Raw genomic sequence first — 20,013 nt, 5'->3', positions numbered from 1 at the left:
ATCAGCCCTCCACCACGTTCAGGCCCATCGACTTGGCAGAACCGGCGAGCATACGCACGGCGCCATCAATGTCGTTGGCATTCATGTCCTTGAACTTCTCTGCTGCGATTTCGCGGAGCTGAGTTGTCGTCACGGAACCCACTGCAGCGGACTTGCCGACCGTCTGGCTGCCCTTGGAAATCTTGGCGGCCTTCAGGAGGAAGTACGTGTTCGGCGGCGTCTTCGTCACGAAGGAGAACGTGCGATCCGCATAGGCGGTGATGACTACCGGGATCGGCATGCCGGGCTCGAGCTGCTGGGTCTTGGCGTTGAACTCCTTGCAGAACTGCATGATGTTCAGGCCGCGCTGACCCAGAGCCGGACCAACCGGCGGAGAAGGATTGGCTTTACCAGCCGGGATCTGAAGCTTGATGTAGCCAACGATTTTTTTGGCCATATCCGGGACTCCCCTGTTTGTCGTTCCCGAACCGCGGTTCAACGGAGTCGGCCATGCCGCCTCCTCCCGCGTTCGAAGTGAGGCGGACCCCTAGACCAGTTAGGGCTGTCCCGTCAAGCCTTGTGAAAGACTGACCGACGACTGATCACCCCGCAGATCATTGTCCAGAGGAGACGCATGGTTGTCGATGCCGCTGACCGGCTTCGGAGTCCGCAGATCCTTATACTGAAGCGGACCGAACGGATCGATCTGTTTGATACCCGGCAGATCGCTGGCACTCCAGCCACCGCCCAGAGCCCGCACCAGACGCACGGAAGACTGCACCTGCGCCGTCTGCACCTCGACTTCCGCCAGACGCGCCTGAAGCGCATCCTGCTGCGCCACAAGTGCATCGAGATAATTGGACAGCCCGCCTGTATAGAGCGCCATTGTCATGTTCTGCGTCCGCAACGCAGCTTCCACGGCTTTCTGCTGCTGGTCCTGAGCGGTCTTGAACTGCCGGGTCTGCGTCAGACCGTCCTCGACGTCCTGAAATGCGGCCAGAACAACAGAGCGGTAATTGTCCACCATCCCGCGGTACTGCGACCAGGACCGCTGCAATGCCGCGCGCCTCAGGCCTCCCGTAAAGGCCGGTTCGACCGCCTGCACGGCAATTTTCCAGAAGGCGCGGGAAATACTGGCCAGATCGAAGCCACCATCCTCGAATCCGCCCTCCGCGCTGAAAGTAATGTGCGGATAAAAGGCAGCACGCGAGACACCGATCGCCCGGGCGGACGCCGCCATCTGGCGTTCGGCAATCGCGATGTCAGGGCGACGTTCCAGCAGGGATGCGGGCAGCCCCGCGTTGATCTTCACAGCCCCGAAATGCATCTTCACGTCCTTGACGGGCGCGATGTGAAATCCTGCCGGGGCCGTGTTCAACAGAACGGCGATTGCGTGTTCCATGACATTGCGTCGGGCAATCAGATTGCTTTTTGCGGCCTGTGCCGAATAGAGCTGGGTTTCTGCACGCGAGACGTCCAGCCCCGCGCCGATCGAGCCGGCCTGACGCAGTTCCGTGATTTCAACAGCCGCACGGAAGTATCGGATGGAGTCATCATAGACCGCGTTCTGGGCATCGAGGCCGCGCAGGGCGACGTAATCTGATGCCAGTTCTGCTTCGAGACTCAGTCGTGCCAGCGCATATTGTCCGGCTGAAGCCTGAGCGAGGTTTTTCTGCATCCGCGTCGTGTTGCGAATGGAGTTCCAGAAATCCGGCTCCCACGTGGCAGCGCCGCTATAAGCCTGATTGGACTCATAGACGAGGCTGCTGCTGCGAGCCGGATTGTTGTACAGCCTCCCGATCGAGCCTTTGTTGTCACTCATATGCGCGGAGCCAGTCACCTGCGGGTACAGGCGACTTTCCGTCTCACGAGCAACATCGCGGGCCTGCGTGAACGCCTCTGCCTCCGCCTGCAGGTCGGGGTTGACGGCGAGCATACGCTGTTCAAGCCCATTGAGAATGGGATCGTTGAACATGGTCCACCAGTCACTCCGGACGACACCATCCGCAGGCTGCGCGTTGACCATCAGCCCCTTCCCTTCCCATCCTTCAGGATAAAGGAATTTCTGGGGATGATAGTCGGGGGACAGATCACAGGACGCAAGCCCGATCGACAGAACGCCGGCCAGCGCTGTCGTGATCCGCCAGATCGAACGATTACGGCCTGTCACATTCGTCTGGGTGGGGGATGACTGGGAACTTTCCGGTTTCATCAGCGCGATCCGGCCTCTTCGGGGTTTGCGTCATGCTGGCGGACAGGCTGCTGATCCGCATCCTGCACCGCCTTGCCTGGCGTGTTGTATCCCGGTGTGGTCGGGACGATCCTGACTTCGTCCCCTTCCAGCAGATCAGCCGTAGGGTTGGCAACCACGCGGTCGTCTTTTGTAATACCGCTGAGCACCTGAACTGTCGTCCCGAAATTGATGCCCACGGTGACGTTGACCAGATGTGCGTGATTGTTGATGACTTTTGCCACCTGCGTCCCTTCAGCCCGATAGATGATCGAGCCTTCCGGCAGAATCAGGATATTCGGGTTTCCGGGAGCCGAGATATGCGCTGTCGCATAGGAATTCGGCCACAGCAAATTATCATCGTTATCCAGCGTCAGCTCGGTCGTCACTGTGCGGGTCGCGGCATTGAAGGCATTGGCAGTTGCGAGGAACGTCGCCTTAAAACGGCTGCCCGGATACTGCGGCACCGTCAGTTCAGCTTCGATCTTCGGCGAAATCACACTCGCAAAATCCTGCGGCACTGAGACGAACACACGCATCCGGTGCACGTCGGCGACAGAGAACAGTTCGGATGCCGCACCGCGGGAATTGACGTTACCACCGCCCGCATTCACATAATCGCCCACATTCACCAGACGGGACGTCACGATGCCGTCAAAGGGTGCGACGATCTTTTTGAAGTCCTCAAGTGCCTGAAAACGGTCCACGTCATGACGTGCGGCCTCAAGCTCGGCTTTCTGGGCAGCAGCATTGGCGGCCTGCACGTCCACTTCCTGACGCGAAACAGCCTGCGTGCCTTTCAACGCCGTCCAGCGCTGTGTGGTGATGACGGCCAGATTATAGCGCGCCAGAATGACGTTGTAATGCGCTTTGGCAGCCTCGAACTGGGCGTCGATGCTGGGTGTGCTGATTTCCGCCAGAACGTCCCCACGCTTCACATGCGCGCCATAGTCCTTGTACCACATCTTCACATAGCCCGAGACCTGCGCGTAGATCGGCGCCTCGTACCATGCGGCAAGATTGGCTGGCAGATCGACCTGCCGCGTCTTTGGTCCCGGCTGCGGCGTAATCAGCGTAACGGGCGGAATAGCCGCCTCCTCGGTCGCGCCGCGCAGGGCATGATAATGCGTTCCCCGCTGCACGATCCCCCAGGCCGCCAGAGCAATCGCCAGCAGGATCACCACCAGCAGGATGAGTTTGCCGCGCGCGCCTGAACCCGTGCGGACCGGATGGTTTGTCGGAGGCACGTGCCCCTGATCCGTAGAATGGCTCACGCGCGGTCTCCTTCAGGCCCAGCAGGCCGCTTGTAGTGCATAAGGGCAAAAACACAGGGAACAAAAAGCAGGGTGGCAACGGTCGCGACCAGCAGGCCGCCAATCACTGCCTTGCCCAGCGGGGCATTGTCGGAATTGCTGATGGACATCGGGATCATACCGATGATCATGGCCATCGCCGTCATCAGGACAGGCCGGATACGCTCATATCCCGCCTCCAGAGCAGCAAGAACAGCATCGCCGTGCTCCTCCATCCGCTCACGGGCAAAGGCAACCACGAGAATGGCATTGGCCGTGGCCGTTCCCATGCACATGATCGCTCCCGTCAATGCTGGAACCGACATCGGGGTGTGTGTCAGGAAGAGGCTCCATGCAATGCCACCCAGAGCGCCGGGAAGCGCAGAGATGATGACGAACGGATCAAGCCAGGACTGAAAATTCACGACAATGATCAGGTAAACCAGCACGATCGACAGGGCGAGACCACCCACAAGCTGGACATACGCATCGTTCATCGTCACGGCCTGTCCACGGACCACCATGGTCGAGCCATGAGGCAGGAGCTTGCGCTCTTCATTCACGACCCGGTTCACGGCTCTTGAAACCGTTCCCAAATCCATGTCTTCCGGCGCGGCATAGATGTCGAACACGGGCATGATGTTGTAATGCGCGACTTCTGAAGGCGTCCCGGTCTGGACCAGAGCACTCAGCCCTCCCAGAAGCTGCGGCGTCTGGTTGGTCGGGTTGCCGTCGCCCTTGTCGATCGGGAGGATTTCCAGATCGTTCATGGTCTGGAGATAATTCGCCGGCGTCTGCACATCGATGAGCTGCGACGTTCCCTGCGCGTTCAGATAATAGGTCTGGCCAACCTGTCCACTACCGGACAGCGTCACAAGAGCATTCAGTGCAACGTCCCGCTCCGTAATTCCCGTCCCCAGCGCGAAGCTGCGGCGGTTGTTCACCAGAATGGTCGGCTGCGTCATCGGTTCCTGAATGGAAACATCGGCAATTCCAGGAATATGCCGCAGTTTCTGGGCAATCTGTGTCGCGAACTTGAAGTTCCCGCTCAGATCACGACCCACGATCTGCACGTCAATCGGAGATGGCAGACCGAAATTCAGTATCTTGGCCGTCAGGTCGCCCGGCTGGAACGTGAACACCGTGCCTGGGAAATCGTTCGTCAGACCTTTACGAAGCTTACGGCGGTATTCGGGGATCGGGCTTTCGGAATTACGAAGCTGGATGGTGATGTCGCAGTCCTGTGATCCCACGGTCGGAGACGGAATCATGGCCTGATTCAACTGACTGAACGGCAGGCCACAGTTATTGACGACATTGACCACCTGCCCCGGCAACAGACTCCGGATGCGACGCTCAGCCAGCCCCGCGATCTTGCCTGTCTCTTCAAGCCGGGTACCGACCGGCGCACGCATATGCATCTGCATCGTTCCGGACTTGATCTCAGGGAAGAAGTCCTGACCGATGAAGAGAATCAGCGCCATGGATGACACGGCCGCCAGCAGGAACAGCAGGACGAAGCGTCCCCGGATCGCAATCAGGTTTTCAAGAATGACCTTGTAATGCTCGCGGAAACTCGTGAACCGCGCCTCAAATCCCCGCTGGAACCGCCCGAAAAAGCCGGGCTTGCGGTTGTGCCATTCGGGATCACGATGCATCCGCACCTGAGCCGCCAGCATGCAGTTCGCCATGGTTGGCACCAGCGTCCGAGACAGGATGAAGGAGGCGATCATGGCAAAAATGATGGCTTCAGCCATCGGCATGAACAGCCAGCCTGAAATCCCAGTCAGTTCGAACAGCGGCAGCCACACGATGCAGATACAGGTCGTAGATACGAAAGTCGGGATGACGATCTGGTTGGCGGCATCAATAATGGCGTCCTCAAGATCTTTCCCGGTTTCGAGATGCGCATCGATATTTTCGATCATGACTGTCGCGTCATCGACGAGAATACCAACCGCCAGGGCCAGACCGCCCAGCGTCATAACGTTGATGGACTGCCCCGCTATGCTCAGCCCGATGATCGAACACAGCATTGCCAGCGGAATGGACGTCGCCACGATGATGGTTGAGCGCCACGAGCCGAGAAACAGCAGAACCGTCAGGCTGGTCAGGATTGCGGCCGTGATCATTTCACGCACCACGTCCACAACCGATTCCTTCACGAAGCTCGAAGCATCGGTCAGGACGTTCACCGTCGTTCCGGCCGGCAGCGTTGCCTCGACCTGTGGCAGAAGTTTCTTGATGCCGCTCACAACGGAAAGCGTGGAGGCGTCACCGCTCTTGAGAACGACGATCAGCACCGCCTGCTGGCCTTTCACAAGGACCGCATTGATCTGCGGCGGCCCTCCCCGATGCACCCACGCAACGTCGCGCAGATAGATCACGGAATTGCCGACCTGCTTGATCGGCATCTTGTTGAAGACCTCCAGATCAAGGGGCGTCGAGTTCGTTTTCACCATCCAGTCAAGCTGGCCAATCCGCTGATCGCCTGCCGGAAGAACGATATTCTGCAGGTTCAGCGCCGTCGCCACGTCTTCCGGGGACAAGCGATGCGCCAGCAGCTTGATCGGGTCGATATCCACCATGATGTCCGGGGCAAGACCGCCATAGGGATTGGGGATCGCCGCTCCCGGAACCGAAATCAGTTCCGGTCGGATCAGGTTGGACGCCATGTTGTAGATTTCCGACCCGGACATGGTCGGATTGTTGACCTGCAACGTCAGAACCGGAACGGACGACGCATCCATTGCCAGAATCAGCGGTGGGGTCGAACCATTCGGCAACTGTTTGATGACCGTCTGGGATACCGACGTGATCTGCGTCTGCGCAACCGCCGTATTGGTTCCCGGCTGGAAGAAGACCTTCACGATGCCACGTCCATAATAGGACGAGCTTTCGATATGTTCGATATTGCTGACGGTCGCCGTTAAGGAGCGTTCGTAATAATAGACGATACGCCCGGACATGTCCTCGGGCATCAGGCCCGTATAGGACCAGATGACAGCCACGATCGGGATCTTGATCGAAGGAAACACGTCCGTCGGCGTCGAAACGATAGCCCGAACCCCGAAGATCAGGATCATGATCGACAGGACAACGAAAGTATAAGGCCGCTTCAGCGCGGTAACGACAATAGCATTCATGCGATCAGACACCCCCTTGGGGCTCTTCCTGGTCCGGTCATTCTCAACGGGCGTCCCCTTGCAAATTGATCCGAGTCATATCCATCGAGACTCAGACGACAAGGAAAATTCTGTTTAAATATCAAGACACACGGCAAATATTGACATGTTGCGCAATATTCAGTGTCTTTTCAGACAGGCGTCGCAGGCGCGAAATGAATGGTAAAAACCGCTCCAGGCAGCGTGTGACCGGGCCTCGCAGACACGATCTCCACCGATGCTCCATGCAACCGCAGGATCGCCGAAACAAGACTCAGTCCCAAACCACTTCCCGGAACATGGCGACTTTTATCCGAGCGATAAAAACGCCCCATGACGGCCTTGCGCTCATCTTCGGCGATACCGATTCCCGTATCACTGACACGCAGCCAGCTTGATCCGTCTGCTCCCTGCCCCGCACTCAGCCGGACCGTTCCGGGAGCGGGCGTGAATTTGATCGCATTGTCCACAAGATTGGCCAGAACCTCGTTCAGCAGGTCCATATCCCCGAACAGCGGGACCGCTTTCTCCGAGTCCACAACCTCCAGCAGAATACCTTCCGTCTCGGCGATCGGTTCGTACAGATCCACCACCCCGGCCAGCAGTTCTCGCAGATCAAGCATCGCAAACCCGGCCCGGCGGCGGCCATTCTCAATCTCGCCGATCCGAAGAAGAGCCGTAATCACGGAGAAGCATTGCTCCAGATCCAGCGTGGCACGCTCGATCGCACCCTGAAGTGCCCCGGGGTCATTCGTAATCGACGACACCCGCTCCAACCGGGCCTTCACCCGCGCCAGCGGCGTGCGCAGATCATGGGCAATGTCGTTGCCCACGTCCCGGATCTCGTCGAGCAGATGCTCCAGACGGTCCAGCATCCGGTTGACCGACACGGCCAATCGCTCAATGTCGTCGCGTTCGCGCCCGGTCGGCAGACGTTCGTGCAGGTCTCCGTCCATGATGCGGTCGATCGCCTCATGCATATCCTTGACGCGACCCAGCGCCCGATGGCTCAGGAAAATTCCTGCCATTAGGGCGAACACAACGATTGGCACCACGGACATCAACGCCGCACGCTTGGTGATGTAGCGCAGTTCGTTGGCCATATGCAGAGAGCGCGCCAGAACAAGAATACGGTCCCGGTTTCCCTGCACCCCCTCTACCTCAACGGCCAGATAGCGCATTTCATAGGGCGTATCGCCAGGCGGCGCGTCCCAAAGACGCTGGGTTCTGGGAGAAACTTCCAGCCCGACAGGCCATTTCTTGATGTCGCCCGCAATCCGGTTGCGGTTCATATCAAAGAGCGCAGCCCCGTTGAGGATCACACGCAGGTCCGTCTTGCTGCGCTCCCGCACCTCGTACTCAAGCTGGGCAGGACTTTCCTGAATGAGTTGGTCCGCTTCGCGCTGCAGCAGATCCGTCGAGCGCTGCTGCTCATATCCATTCATCTGTTCGTAGACGAGCCCGAACTGCAATGCCATTGCAGCGATGATGGCCACGACAAAAGCCAGCGTCAGGCGGAACGTCGCAGTGCGGAAAAGATCAGCCCGGAACAGTTCGGAAAAACGCAGTTCAGCCCGTGACACGCAGACTGAACCCGGCACCGCGAATACTGTGAATGAGCGGCGGCTCGCCAGGCAGATCAATCTTGCGACGCAGCTTTCCGATATGGACGTCCACCAGATTTGTCTGCGGAACAAAGCGGTAATTCCACACGTCTTCCAGCAGCATCGTCCGCGTCAGCACCGTGTCCGGGCGACGCATCATGTATTCCAGAAGGCGGAATTCCCGCGGAAGTAGTTCAATTTCCTGCCCGTTCCGGAACACACGACGCTCGATCAGATCCATTTCAAGCGGACCAACGCGAAGCACCGTCACACGACTATCCGTCGGACGCCTCAGCAGAGCCTCCAGACGCGCAGCCAGTTCTTCCATGGCGAAGGGCTTGGTCAGATAGTCATCGCCCCCCGCCTTGAGGCCGCTAACACGGTCGTCCACAGCGGAAAGCGCCGAAAGCACCAGGACCGGAATGGTAATGCGCTGCGCCCGCACACTCTCAATCACCGTCAGCCCGTCCAGTTCCGGAAGCATCCGGTCCACGATCATCAGATCGAACTGTCCGGTACAAGCCTGATCCAGACCCTCGACACCCGTCGCGGCCCGCGTGACATCATAGCCGCGCGTCGTGAGTTCCTCCACGACCTCGGCCGCAATGCTGTCATCGTCTTCGATCAGCAGAAGCCGGGGAGAAGGTTCGGAAAGGCGCTCAGGCGCTCCGGAATCATGTGCAGACGTCATGGTCATGATCTTCACATGGGGCAGCCCCCGATGTCATCCAATTAAAATCGGTCTTAAAGGCAGGATCTCAGGGGGAGGACGGATCTTCCAGAGCCTCTTCCATCTCGTCGGTCGTTCCGTCCAGCGCCCGCAGCCGCCTCCCGAGCACACGTGTCCGCCGACGGGCTTCTTCGATCGTATTGCCCATCGTCCCGGCATTACGATGCAGCTTTTCCAACACCTGATCCATCCGCAGCATTTCCTGCCGCGTCGCCCCCAGAAGCCCGGCAATCGCCTCTGTCCGTTCTTCAAGTGTGAGTGTGACATAGCCCAGATGCACCGTCCGGAGCATCGCCGGCAGCAGCGACGGCCCCATCACCATCACGCGATGCAGCCGCCCGATTTCATCAATGACACCGGGCATGCGGGCAATTTCGGCATAAAGCCCGTCGGTCGGCAAATACAACACGGCAAATTCCACCGTCACGGGCGGAAGGATATATTTCGACGCGATTTTCTTTGCCTCAAACCGGATCACGTTTTCCAGTTCGCGCCGCGCCTGACGTTCCGCCAGCGCATCCCCGGCATCCGAGGCGTTCAACAGCCTTTCATAGGCTTCGGTCGGGAATTTGCTGTCAATCGCCAGCCGTGGCGGCGTTTCCGTACCGCGCACCGGCATTTTGATCGCGAATTCGACATTCTCACCGGCCGTTCCAAGGCGGAAATTGGTGTCGTAACTTCCTTCGGGGAGAATATCGTCCAGAATGGACCGGCACTGCGCCTCCCCCCAACCGCCCCGCGTTTTCACATTGGAGAACAGCCGCTTCAGATCGCCGATCTGCGCCGTCACACTCGTGACCTCGCCCAGCGCCTTCTGCATGGCGCTGAACTGCTCCACCACGCGCTGGAAACTGGTCTGCATCTGCTTTTCCACAGCACCGTGAAGCTGTTCATTCACGGTCGCCCGGATCCGCTCGATCTGTTCGTTCTGGCTCTGCGCCATTTCACGCAGCGCATCCGACAGCAAAAGACGACCTTCTGCCTGATCCTGCCCCAGATTACGCGCCAGCAGACTCAGCCGCTCGCTGGTTTCCAGCCGGAACTGATCCAGCCGCCTCGACAGAACGCGTTCGACTTCCGACAGATGGGCCCGATGATATTCGACGTCCTGCGAGCGCCCCTGCGCCTCACGCTCAAGAAGTCGCTCGAACCGTCCGCTGCCATTACCGCTCCGCAGGATCGCCAGCAAAGCAACCACCAGCGCGACCGCCGCAACAATCCAAGGGAAAAACTGCGCCATTCCGGAAATATTCTCCTGCATGGCGCAGTCCTAGCCGTTCAACGCAATACGGCCAATGCGGCGCTTACGGTTGATGGATATTTCCGTACGACGCCGCTCCCAGACCCGGACACGAACACGGCGCGCCAAGCGGAACCTGTGTCGGCATTTTGCAGGTATAGATCCCGGCCTTACAGGTATAGCCATAGCCGGCGATGGGCGTTCCCGGCGCAATCGGCCCCGGCGCCGCCGTCCCGACACACGCCCCCAGCCCCAGAAAAGACAGACCTGCCGCAGTACGCAGAACATGACGGAAAACGGAACGAGACATAATAAATGTGTCCTTACATCGGCTAGGGTGAAAACCGGTCCTTAGAGAAGCGCAAACGGATCGCCACGTCATCGGTTTCCGCCTGATCGAACGCCAGCATGGCAATCCTGTGGCAATGCGCCCTCAGCGATGCCCGGCAGCTGCCGCCTGCCCAGCTGCAACACCGCTCGCCCAGGCCCATTGGAAGTTGTGTCCGCCAAGCCAGCCCGTGACGTCCACTGCTTCTCCGATCGCGTAAAGACCGGAAACTTCCCGGGCTTCCAGCGTCTGGGACGACAGATCCCGCGTGTCGATCCCGCCGCGCATGACTTCCGCCTTGGCATAGCCTTCCGTCCCGGCGGGACGGAGCTGCCAGCTTGAAATCCGCTCGGCCAGTGCCTTGATCGCACGGTCCGGCTGGTTCGCCAGCATCGTATCGCCCATTCCCACTGCCAGAGCACGCGCCAGCCTCTGGGGCAGAGCTTCCAGCAGGCTCGGCGGGAGCGCTTTCGGACGGTCTTTTTTAACCTTCAGCAGCACGTTAAGCGCATTCTGCCCCGGCAGCAGATCAATCTGCGCCGCATCACCGTTTTCCAGATAGGACGAAATCTGCAAAATCGCCGGACCTGATACGCCGCGATGCGTGAAGACCATCCCGTCCTCGAATCGCGGCCCCTTCTTACCCACCCGCGCCACGATCGGCAGCGAAACGCCTGCAAGCTCGGGATCAGCATCCGCCAGAACCAGCGGCACGAGCGCCGGGGCCGTCGGCACCACGCGCAGTCCGAATTTCCGCGCCAGCCGCAACGACAGGTCGGACGCCCCGAGCTTGGGAATGGAAAGGCCGCCCGTCGCAAGGATCACTGAACCCGTGCGGATCTCGCCGCCATCCGTGACGACGATAAATCCGTGTTCTGCCCGGCGCACATCCAGAATCCGGGTCTGCATCCGAAATTCGCAGCCTGCGGTCCGGCATTCAGAAACCAGCATGTCCACGATCTGCCCGGCCGAACCATCGCAGAAAAGCTGCCCACGCGCCTTCTCGTGCCAGGCAATGCCATAGCGGTTCACGAGTTTGAGGAAATCCTGCGGTGTATAACGCGCCAGCGCAGAGCGGGCGAAATGGCGGTTCTGGGAGATGAAACAGTTGGGGCCGGTTTCAAGATGCGTGAAATTGCATCGTCCGCCGCCCGAAATCAGGATCTTGCGCCCCGGTTCCGGTCCGTGATCCAGAATCAGAACCCGCGCACCGTTCTGTCCGGCCACAGCCGCCGCCATCAGCCCCGCTGCACCGGCTCCGAGCACAATCACATCGGGATTCATCATAGCGGCTCTCAGAAATCCAGATTGGCGTAATGCGCGGGCGGCGTGATGCCACTGACCTTGTCAGAGAGCAGGCCCCGGAAACAGGGCCGGGACTTTACCCGGGCATACCAGTCCTTCGCGGCAGGTGCCTTGGACCAGTTCACGTCGCCGATGAAATCGAGCGCCGACAGATGCGCCGCAGCCGCGAAATCCGCCAGCGACAGCGCAGGCCCCGCCAGCCAGGAGCGCGTTTCCGCCAGCCAGCCGATATAATCGAGATGAAAGCGCATGTTTGCGTACCCGGCCCGAAGCGCATTACCGTCGGGATGGCCACGCCCGAACTGGCGCTTGTCCACTTTCTCGCCCAGAAGGTTCCGGGTGACTTCCTGTGCGAAACGGGTCTCGAACCAGTCTACGAGCCGCCGGGTTTCGACACGGTCGGCAAAAGTCCGCCCCAGAAGCGGCGTATCGGGATAGGCGTCTTCCAGATATTCGCAGATGACACGTCCGCCAGGCACGGCCAGACCATTTTCCTCAACCAGCACAGGCACTTCGCCTGCGGGATTGAGATGCAGGAATTCCTCACGCTGCTCCCACACCCGCTCGATGACGGGTTCGAACGGGAGTCGCTTCTCGGTGAGGGCAAGCCTCACAAGACGGCATTGCGGAGAAAGTGGAAGGTGATGCAGGATACGCATTGCCACTTTCTAAGTCAGCCGATACCCGCTCACAAGAGCCTCACCGACTGCCCGACACAGGTCCGACGATTTTCACGATGCCCGATCCCGTTTCCGTACCCTCTTCAACCGCCCCGATGCGCATCCGCGCCCGTGGCCGTTCCTTCCTTGCGCTTGTCCTGTCGCCCGAGGCGCCCCTCCCCCTCTGGCTGGACGGTCTGGACTATCAGGTCGCTCGATCTGGCGGATTGTTCACCGGAAAACCGATCATTCTGGATCTGGGTCTTCTTGATCAAAACACGCCGGGCCTTGCGACGCTGCTGGACGACATCCGGGGCCGGGGTGTCCGGATTATCGGTCTTGAGGGAGGAAGCCGGCACTGGCCGGCTGTCGCGCACTGGGACTGGCCGGAAATGCTGGACGGTGGCCGCCCCGCCGGAGAAGTCGAGATTCCGGAAGACCCGTCCACCAGCGCCGCTGGGCCGGTTTCGGGCGGGGGGACGCTCATTATCGATCAGACCGTGCGTTCAGGTCAGAGCATTCAGCATATGCAGGGCGACGTGATCATCCTCGGATCGGTGTCTTCTGGTGCTGAAATCGTGGCTGCGGGTTCAATCCACGTTTACGGAACCTTGCGTGGGCGAGCGATTGCGGGCGTGGGCGGGCAGTCCCAGAGCCGTATTTTCGCCAGCCGCATGCAGGCCGAACTTCTGGCGCTCGATGGCTATTATGCCGTGACGGAAGACATCGACCCTGCCCTTCTGGGGCAGGCCGCACAGGCTGCTCTGGATGAAGACCGTGTCCGTGTTCTGCCGCTCCCCGTGTGATCCGGGCAATAACGTGATGCGGGCTGCCATGAAAGCACCCCTATTCGCAGGTTGCCGCGACGCATAAAACATTCATAGAATGAGATATCGGCCCGCGCTGGCCTGTTTTGGGCAGGCGCAGAGCGAAGAGACGTTTTTCTGGAGTATTCATGTCCAAGGTTCTGGTTGTCACTTCCGGCAAGGGTGGCGTCGGCAAGACGACATCGACCGCCGCGCTCGGCGCCGCTCTCGCTCAGAGCGGACAGAATGTGGTGGTGGTTGATTTCGATGTCGGGCTTCGGAACCTCGACCTGGTCATGGGGGCCGAACGCCGGGTGGTTTTCGATCTCATCAACGTCGTGCAGGGCGATGCCCGCCTGTCGCAAGCTCTGATCCGCGACAAGCGCTGCGAAACCCTGTCGATCCTTCCGGCCTCCCAGACCCGGGACAAGGACGCCCTGACCTCCGAGGGCGTCGCCCGCGTGATGGATGAGCTTCGCGAGAAGTTCGACTGGGTGATCTGCGACAGCCCGGCCGGCATCGAACGTGGCGCGCAGCTTGCCATGTATCATGCCGATATGGCCGTGATCGTGACCAATCCCGAAGTCAGCTCGGTGCGTGACTCCGACCGGATCATTGGCCTGCTCGACAGCAAGACCAAGAAGGCCGAACAGGGCGAGAAGGTCGACAAGCATCTGCTTCTGACCCGCTATGACCCGGCTCGTGCGGCACGAAAAGAAATGCTGAGCGTCGAGGACGTCCTCGAAATCCTCTCCATTCCGCTGCTCGGCATCGTCCCGGAGAGCGAGGACGTGCTGAAGTCCTCCAATGTCGGCGCGCCTGTCACTCTGGCAGCGCCCACAAGCCTTCCTGCCCGCGCTTATTTCGAAGCAGCCCGTCGCTTGAGCGGCGAGAAGCTCGAAGTCTCGGTACCCGTCGAAAAGCGCGGTTTCCTTGACTGGCTTTTCAAGAGGGACGCATGAGTTCATGAGTTTTCTCGCAAACATCTTCGCGCGCCGCCAGCAGTCCAGCAGCGTCGCCAAGGATCGGCTCCAGATCCTGCTCGCCCATGAACGCAGCGCAGGCGGTGAGAGCGGTGAGTCCGATCTGATCCGCCAGCTTCACAAGGAAATCATGGAAGTCATCGCGCGCCATGTCGCCGTTGATCAGGACAAGGTCCAGATCAAGGTTGATCGTGGCAGCGGCTGCTCCATGCTCGAAATCGACGTCGAAGTTCCGCAGGAACTCAGCGGCAAACGGACTTCGTAACACCAATTGCGGCCCGAAACGCCGCGTCTGAAAGAACGGAACAACACGGATGAGCGGCTTTCTCGGAAACCTCATGAACCAGGCTGTAGGCGCGATCGGCGGCCAGCTTGGCGACAAGTTCGGCGGCAGCATCGGCGAATTCCTCAAAGGCGATGGCCTCAACATGCTCATCAGCCAGGCCCAGAGCGCCGGTCTGACCGACAAGATCCATTCCTGGATCGGCAATGGCGAGAACCTGCCCATCACCACTGACGAACTGCGCAGCCTTCTGACGGACCAGCAGATCCAGACGATCGTCGCCAAGACGGGCCTGCCTGCCGGAACGATCCTGCCTGCGCTGGCACAGCTTCTCCCGGCTGCTGTCGACCAGCACACACCCGAAGGTCAGGCACCGTCCACGACGGCCTGACATTCAGTTTCGGCTTACAGGCTTTCAGACGCCCCGGTGGAACTGTCCACCGGGGCGTTTTGCGTTTGGGTTCAAATTTTCTGACCGTCTGGTACCGCATCATAAGGCTGCTTCTGTTCGATCGGAAAACGGATCAGCAGATAGGGTGTGACACGCCGATCCTTGCCGTCATTGAACGACGCCAGACGGTTCCACTGCCCGAACGTGCAATAAACATGATCCGCTGTTGCGAAAATTCCGTCCGGTGACAAAGCACGTGGATCACGGAGCATCATTTTGAAAGAGCCATCCTGATCGCGCCTCAGGATGCAGTCATGCTCATAATTCGTCGTGTAAAGCCGGTCATGGTCATCCAGCGCCAGTCCGTCCGCCACCCCTTTTTCGCCTTCGTCGCGGATGGCAGGCGCCAGAACCGTGTCGTCCGACGTCGGATCTGCCAGAAGGTCCACAGGCAGGCTGTAGAGCCGACGGCTGGTTAACGGCGCGAAATAGAGAGTTTTTTCGTCTTTCGTCAGGGCAATCCCATCCACGCCACCAGAGACCAGTTGGGGATGTCCGGGAATGTAGCGACGTGGCTCTCCCTCCACGATGGCCATGAAACCGACTTCCGGCAGAATGGCGGGATGTTTGGTCAGGAGCCGCCGTGCCTGCTGAGTGGCGACATCGACAACCACGAGAGCAGGGCTGGTTCCGAAAGACGAATCCGTCACAAAAACCGTCCCCTGTGCACCGTGCGACAGTGACACCCGGAGGTCGTTCATGTGACTGTCCGGCAACAGGGCGGGCGCTTTGAGAATGATTTTGTGAGCGACACGATTTGTCGTCGGGTCGATACAGACGATCTTTGCGGCTCCGGGCTGAAGAGGATGCCCGGCGCGCTTGCCGTCATCAATCACCCAGAGGCGGCCCTCACGATCCGTGGTCATGCCGTGAACGGAGACAAGGCACTCTGCCGGAGCATTGCCCGGAAGGCTCATCTCGGCGTTGGGGTATGGCACGACCTTTCCGTCCACCAGTTCGCCAAGCGTTGCGCCCTTATGATCCACTGCATGGCGCGGAAAACCGACAAAAATCCGGTCATTCGGAAGCACGACGATCCCGGAGGGACCGGGACCGTCAAATTCGGCAACCACATCAAGGGTGCCGTAAGGGCCAGTTCCGTTATCCTCGTTTCCGGCGGCCTGTGCCTGAGAGGTTGGCAGGGCTGCCGTGACCGCCAGAGACGCTGGGGCGGCCGAAGCGGCCCGCAGGAAATGACGTCGTTTCATGCACACTCTCCGAAATTCATTTTCAAAACAAACCGTTTCCATAACGCCCGATCCGTGTAAGGAACGCCACAGGCCCTGCAAAATGTGATCGGAATTTTTCTGGAACCGGAAAATTATGTTGACCTTCCGCAAATACGAACCAATTTTGTGGCTCATATAAAATACTAACTTATTGCGTGGTAAAAGTGCTGACCCAGCTTTCCCTTCGTCATCTGACCCTTCTGGGCACGTCTCTTCTCGGCTCCACATTCCTCCTTGTGACCGCCGAGAGCCGTGCTGCAACACCGCAGCCAGTTCCGGCTCACTCCGTTTCAGGCGCGCATAAACAGGCGCGGACAACGCCTGCGGCCAGAAAGGCGAAAGCCGCCCAGACGCCACGGCATGAAACCGAGGTTTCGGGAGGAACAGAAGCGGTCGTCGTGACGGGAACGCGCGAGTTTGGCAAAAAGGCGCGGGATTCGATCGCTCCGGTCGATATTGTAACGAACCGCCAGTTAACAGGAACGGGTCAGCCCACGCTGCGTGACTCCCTGGCGCTGCTGCTGCCTTCCCTGACCGTTCCGACAGGTGGCTTCGATGCGGGTGCACTGACCGATAGTATTTCGCTGCGTGGCCTCAACCCCAATGAGACGCTTGTGCTCGTGGATGGCAAGCGGCGCCACACCACAGCCAATATCTACGCCGATGGCGGACCGGCGCAGGGCTCCACGCCTGTCGATATCGACATGATCCCCATGGCCATGATCGACCATATCGAGGTCCTGCGCGACGGTGCGTCCGCTCAGTATGGCTCCGACGCCATTGCGGGTGTGGTCAACATCATTCTCAAGAAGCAGAACCATGGTCTGACCATGCGTTCGAACACCGGGATCACCAGCGAAGGCGATGGTTTCCAGCAGGGCGTGTTCATTGATGGCGGCCTGAACCTGAACAATCGCGGTTTTGTTCATCTCGGCGGCGATTTCGTCCATCAGGACCACACTTTCCGCTCGGGGAACGACAACCGCACCCACACCGACGTCAACCAGCTTCTGGGACAGCCCGAACAGACGCGTGAAAGCATCGCCATCAATGCGGGCTATGACATCACCGATGATATCCAGGCCTATGCCGGTGCGACCTATGCGCATCGTCATGCGGAATCCTATCAGAACTACCGCCTGCCCTCTTCGCTCGCCAAATATCCCGGCTACGCGGCGATCTATCCGTATGGCTATTCCCCCATCGAGGCTCTGGAAGAAGACGATTACGAACTGACGGCTGGCCTGAAAGGCACGCTGGCGGGCTGGCACTGGGACGTGTCGTCGGTTTTCGGTCGGGATTATGATGCTGTAAACGCCGACAGCACCACGAATGTGGGACTGTACACAGCCACGGGCGAGACGCCGACATCATTTGCCGCGCAGTCCTATAACAACACGCAATGGACAAACAGCGTCGACCTCAGCCGCAAGTTCCGTACGTCGTTCTGGCCATATGCCATCAACGTCGCAGGCGGTGCGTCCTATCGCTATGAAGCCTATGCAATCGGAACTGGCTCTCCGGCCAGCTATAACTATTCCAGCTCGGACGGCTTTCCCGGCACCAACCCGGCCAATGCCGGAAAATGGTCTCGTGACGTTGCGGCAGGCTATCTCGACATCTCCACCAACCTTATGAAGCACTGGCAGGTCGATCTTGCCGGACGCGTCGAACATTATACGGATGTCGGCAACACCAAGACCGGCAAGATCTCTACCCGTTACGATTTCAGCCCGCGCTTTGCGATCCGCGGTACGTTCAGCAACGGTTTCCATGCCCCGACGCTGGCGCAGGAGCATTATTCTGCGCTGTCCGTCTCGCCGACCGCTGCCAGTGGCATCATTGCAGCAAACTCCCCCGGTGCGCTGTCCAACGGCGCATCAGCATTGAAATCGGAGTCCTCCACGAGTGCTGAAGGCGGCATCATCGTCGAACCGATCAAAAAGCTGCATGTCACGGTAGATGTGTACCAGATCGATCTGCGAGACCGGATCATGCCGGGCGGTTCGATCTATGGCGACCAGGCCCGCAAGGCTCTCCTCGCCGATAATTTCAAACTCCCGCCGGAAGCTTCTACTTGGACCGGCAGTCAGCTCGCGACGCACTGGTTTGCCAATGTCGCCAACACCCGGACGCAGGGACTTGACCTGACAGCAACCTATCCGACCGATTTCGGACGTTATGGCCATGCGGATTGGGATGTTGCGATCAACCTCAACCGCACGCGCCTGCGCCATCAGGCCAGCAGCTCGAATGGCACGCCGCTTCTGACGGCGCAGTATATCGCCTACATCACCACCGCATATCCGCGCAGCAAGATCATCTTCGGCGGGACCTGGCATTCCGCGCGCAACAAATGGGCGGTCTCCGTCCATGAGATCCGTTATGGCGAGACGACATCCCAGCTCACCTATTACACGGGGCCCTACGCCTACTCCACGAGCCACTATCTGGAATTCCAGAATGTGCCGAAATGGACGACGAATGCTTCCGTGACCTACAATATCAGTCCCAAATGGAGCGCCACGATTGGGGGTAACAATATCTTCGCCAAGTTCCCGTCTGTGGTGCCTGAAGGAAACCGCTATCTCGGCGTACCCAAGTACTACATGAGCACATCGCAGCTCGGCATGAATGGCGGGTATTATTATCTGGACGTTTCGGCGCGTTTCTAAGCCGTATCGGGGCATGCGAAGAGGAGCGCATGTCCCAAACGAGCTTGTTAAATCAGGCTTTTCGAACCGTACAGAGCGACGCGATATGGCGTCTGCATAGCGCCATATCGGGCGAAGCGCTCTGCTTGCAGGCCAGTTCGAAAGCCTGCGTTTCCCGTGCTGCCAGTGCCAGCGCCGGGAGAGACCAGCGATCCAGTGCCTGACCGAAAGCCGCGGTGCGTTTGAAGAACACAGGCGGCTTCAGGGACTTCATGGCTTCGGCACGTCCCTGCCCGTCCTGCACAGCCTGAGCAACTTTCTGAAGCCGCACCAGAACACCCAGAACCGTACGCGCCACCGCGACGGGGTTTGCCCCATCAGCCAGGGCCCGTTCGAGCGCCTGATCGGCCATCATGCGATTTCCGCACAGAGCTGAAAACGCTGCATCTTCCAGAGAATTACCACCGGCATCGCCAACGCAATCCTGAACGGACGATAGATCAAGACGACCATTCGGACCAGCATACAGCAGAAGTTTTTCAACTTCCCCCCGCACCCCGCTGCGGTCAGACCCCAGCACGCCCAGAAGCCAGATAAGGGCATCGCGGTCGATGGTAACACCCGCCTGAGCCAGTGCTTCCGTCACGGTCTGGGAAAGAGCGCGCCCCTCTTCGGGGTAGCAGGCGATGGAGGCAACCTGTTTGTGGGCCTCCGCCAGAGCACGCAGCTTTGAGCGTGCTGTAATCCCGGGAGCTTCGAGCACGACCAGAGCGTCCGTGTCTGCCTCCAGCACCCGCTTGAACAGAGGAGCAAGGCTGTCCTGTCCGTCCCGTACCCAGACGACACGCCGCCCCCCGATCAGGGAGAGCGCAGTGGCTTCTTCTTCAAGACGGTCCTGCGTTTCCCGGTCAAGCTGCGCTACCTGAAACGGATCATCCGTCGTTCCGGCAACCCGCCTGACCGCCTGCGCGGCGCGTTCCCGAATGAGGCCGGTGTCCTCTCCATGAAGCACGATAGCCCGCCAAGAGCCGGCATCATCCAGTGTTCGCGCGATATTCCGTGCGTCGATTTTCACC

At 59.5% G+C, this 20,013-nt stretch carries 17 protein-coding genes; 5 read left to right on the top strand and 12 right to left on the bottom strand.

The window, feature by feature from the left end; genetic code table 11:
• Position 1 precedes the first annotated feature (1 nt).
• The 10 genes from rplK to JK176_RS05635 all read right to left on the bottom strand — a co-directional run bounded on the left by rplK (position 2) and on the right by JK176_RS05635 (position 12,531).
• On the bottom strand, positions 2-436 hold the full coding sequence (gene rplK, locus JK176_RS05680) for a 50S ribosomal protein L11 (protein ID WP_099286923.1): 435 nt from the start codon (positions 434-436) through the stop codon (positions 2-4).
• A 99-nt stretch (positions 437-535) separates the two neighbouring features.
• Complete coding sequence (locus JK176_RS05675) at positions 536-2,191, bottom strand: efflux transporter outer membrane subunit (protein WP_249194244.1); 1,656 nt, start codon at positions 2,189-2,191, stop codon at positions 536-538.
• Positions 2,191-3,483 carry an efflux RND transporter periplasmic adaptor subunit gene (locus tag JK176_RS05670; protein WP_194262294.1) on the bottom strand — a complete coding sequence of 431 codons (1,293 nt, stop codon included), beginning with the start codon at positions 3,481-3,483 and terminating at the stop codon, positions 2,191-2,193. Before JK176_RS05670 ends, JK176_RS05675 begins: the two co-directional genes overlap by 1 nt.
• Positions 3,480-6,647, bottom strand: a complete 3,168-nt coding sequence (locus JK176_RS05665; protein ID WP_211587091.1) for an efflux RND transporter permease subunit — start codon at positions 6,645-6,647, stop codon at positions 3,480-3,482. Before JK176_RS05665 ends, JK176_RS05670 begins: the two co-directional genes overlap by 4 nt.
• A gap of 170 nt (positions 6,648-6,817) precedes the next feature.
• Positions 6,818-8,218, bottom strand: coding sequence for a HAMP domain-containing sensor histidine kinase (locus JK176_RS05660; RefSeq protein WP_211575646.1), 1,401 nt, complete (start codon positions 8,216-8,218; stop codon positions 6,818-6,820).
• 16 nt (positions 8,219-8,234) lie between these two features.
• Positions 8,235-8,966 (bottom strand): response regulator transcription factor, encoded by a 732-nt coding sequence (locus JK176_RS05655; protein ID WP_407925765.1) that lies wholly within the window; start codon positions 8,964-8,966, stop codon positions 8,235-8,237.
• Between the two features lie 61 nt (positions 8,967-9,027).
• Positions 9,028-10,260, bottom strand: a complete 1,233-nt coding sequence (locus JK176_RS05650) for a DNA recombination protein RmuC (RefSeq protein ID WP_211586950.1) — start codon at positions 10,258-10,260, stop codon at positions 9,028-9,030.
• A gap of 43 nt (positions 10,261-10,303) precedes the next feature.
• Positions 10,304-10,549 carry a hypothetical protein gene (locus JK176_RS05645; RefSeq protein WP_099286928.1) on the bottom strand — a complete coding sequence of 82 codons (246 nt, stop codon included), beginning with the start codon at positions 10,547-10,549 and terminating at the stop codon, positions 10,304-10,306.
• A gap of 123 nt (positions 10,550-10,672) precedes the next feature.
• Positions 10,673-11,851 carry an aminoacetone oxidase family FAD-binding enzyme gene (locus JK176_RS05640; RefSeq protein ID WP_211587089.1) on the bottom strand — a complete coding sequence of 393 codons (1,179 nt, stop codon included), beginning with the start codon at positions 11,849-11,851 and terminating at the stop codon, positions 10,673-10,675.
• Positions 11,852-11,862: 11 nt separating this feature from the next.
• Positions 11,863-12,531 carry a glutathione S-transferase family protein gene (locus JK176_RS05635; protein WP_194262291.1) on the bottom strand — a complete coding sequence of 223 codons (669 nt, stop codon included), beginning with the start codon at positions 12,529-12,531 and terminating at the stop codon, positions 11,863-11,865.
• 77 nt (positions 12,532-12,608) lie between these two features.
• On the opposite strand from JK176_RS05635, the gene minC reads away from it, so the two are divergent.
• From minC to JK176_RS05615, 4 genes are all read left to right on the top strand, one after another.
• Positions 12,609-13,337 carry a septum site-determining protein MinC gene (gene minC / locus JK176_RS05630; protein WP_211586949.1) on the top strand — a complete coding sequence of 243 codons (729 nt, stop codon included), beginning with the start codon at positions 12,609-12,611 and terminating at the stop codon, positions 13,335-13,337.
• A gap of 149 nt (positions 13,338-13,486) precedes the next feature.
• A complete protein-coding gene (gene minD / locus JK176_RS05625) occupies positions 13,487-14,299 on the top strand; it encodes a septum site-determining protein MinD (protein ID WP_062027254.1) in 813 nt (270 codons plus the stop codon).
• 4 nt (positions 14,300-14,303) lie between these two features.
• Positions 14,304-14,585: a cell division topological specificity factor MinE gene (gene minE, locus JK176_RS05620; RefSeq protein WP_099286930.1), complete on the top strand. Its 282-nt coding sequence runs from the start codon at positions 14,304-14,306 to the stop codon at positions 14,583-14,585.
• A gap of 49 nt (positions 14,586-14,634) precedes the next feature.
• The gene (locus tag JK176_RS05615) at positions 14,635-14,994 is read left to right on the top strand and encodes a YidB family protein (RefSeq protein WP_194262289.1); all 360 of its coding nucleotides are present in this window, start codon (positions 14,635-14,637) and stop codon (positions 14,992-14,994) included.
• Positions 14,995-15,065: 71 nt separating this feature from the next.
• Here the strand turns inward: JK176_RS05615 and JK176_RS05610 are convergent, their stop codons facing one another.
• Complete coding sequence (locus JK176_RS05610; protein ID WP_211586948.1) at positions 15,066-16,262, bottom strand: SMP-30/gluconolactonase/LRE family protein; 1,197 nt, start codon at positions 16,260-16,262, stop codon at positions 15,066-15,068.
• A 257-nt stretch (positions 16,263-16,519) separates the two neighbouring features.
• On the opposite strand from JK176_RS05610, the gene JK176_RS05605 reads away from it, so the two are divergent.
• Positions 16,520-18,958 (top strand): TonB-dependent receptor plug domain-containing protein, encoded by a 2,439-nt coding sequence (locus tag JK176_RS05605; RefSeq protein ID WP_408874184.1) that lies wholly within the window; start codon positions 16,520-16,522, stop codon positions 18,956-18,958.
• Positions 18,959-19,010: 52 nt separating this feature from the next.
• Here JK176_RS05605 and holA read toward each other — a convergent pair whose 3' ends face one another.
• Positions 19,011-20,012 (bottom strand): DNA polymerase III subunit delta, encoded by a 1,002-nt coding sequence (holA, locus tag JK176_RS05600; protein ID WP_211587085.1) that lies wholly within the window; start codon positions 20,010-20,012, stop codon positions 19,011-19,013.
• Position 20,013: the final 1 nt, after the last annotated feature.

The organism is Gluconobacter sp. Dm-73, from assembly GCF_018256215.1.
In the GTDB taxonomy this organism is placed as follows: domain Bacteria; phylum Pseudomonadota; class Alphaproteobacteria; order Acetobacterales; family Acetobacteraceae; genus Gluconobacter; species Gluconobacter cadivus.
Note: the sequence above shows the minus strand (reverse complement) of the source record. Positions and strands in the feature narration are given on the sequence as shown.

Excerpts from the sequence above, each read along its gene's own strand:
- rplK (WP_099286923.1), bottom strand. The coding sequence starts at position 436 with ATGGCCAAAAAAATCGTTGGCTACATCAAGCTTCAGATCCCGGCTGGT.
- JK176_RS05675 (WP_249194244.1), bottom strand. The coding sequence starts at position 2,191 with ATGAAACCGGAAAGTTCCCAGTCATCCCCCACCCAGACGAATGTGACA.
- JK176_RS05665 (WP_211587091.1), bottom strand. The coding sequence starts at position 6,647 with ATGAATGCTATTGTCGTTACCGCGCTGAAGCGGCCTTATACTTTCGTT.
- JK176_RS05655 (WP_407925765.1), bottom strand. The coding sequence starts at position 8,966 with ATGACCATGACGTCTGCACATGATTCCGGAGCGCCTGAGCGCCTTTCC.
- JK176_RS05650 (WP_211586950.1), bottom strand. The coding sequence starts at position 10,260 with ATGCAGGAGAATATTTCCGGAATGGCGCAGTTTTTCCCTTGGATTGTT.
- JK176_RS05645 (WP_099286928.1), bottom strand. The coding sequence starts at position 10,549 with ATGTCTCGTTCCGTTTTCCGTCATGTTCTGCGTACTGCGGCAGGTCTG.
- JK176_RS05640 (WP_211587089.1), bottom strand. The coding sequence starts at position 11,851 with ATGAATCCCGATGTGATTGTGCTCGGAGCCGGTGCAGCGGGGCTGATG.
- JK176_RS05635 (WP_194262291.1), bottom strand. The coding sequence starts at position 12,531 with ATGCGTATCCTGCATCACCTTCCACTTTCTCCGCAATGCCGTCTTGTG.
- minC (WP_211586949.1), top strand. The coding sequence starts at position 12,609 with ATGCCCGATCCCGTTTCCGTACCCTCTTCAACCGCCCCGATGCGCATC.
- minD (WP_062027254.1), top strand. The coding sequence starts at position 13,487 with ATGTCCAAGGTTCTGGTTGTCACTTCCGGCAAGGGTGGCGTCGGCAAG.
- minE (WP_099286930.1), top strand. The coding sequence starts at position 14,304 with ATGAGTTTTCTCGCAAACATCTTCGCGCGCCGCCAGCAGTCCAGCAGC.
- JK176_RS05615 (WP_194262289.1), top strand. The coding sequence starts at position 14,635 with ATGAGCGGCTTTCTCGGAAACCTCATGAACCAGGCTGTAGGCGCGATC.
- JK176_RS05610 (WP_211586948.1), bottom strand. The coding sequence starts at position 16,262 with ATGAAACGACGTCATTTCCTGCGGGCCGCTTCGGCCGCCCCAGCGTCT.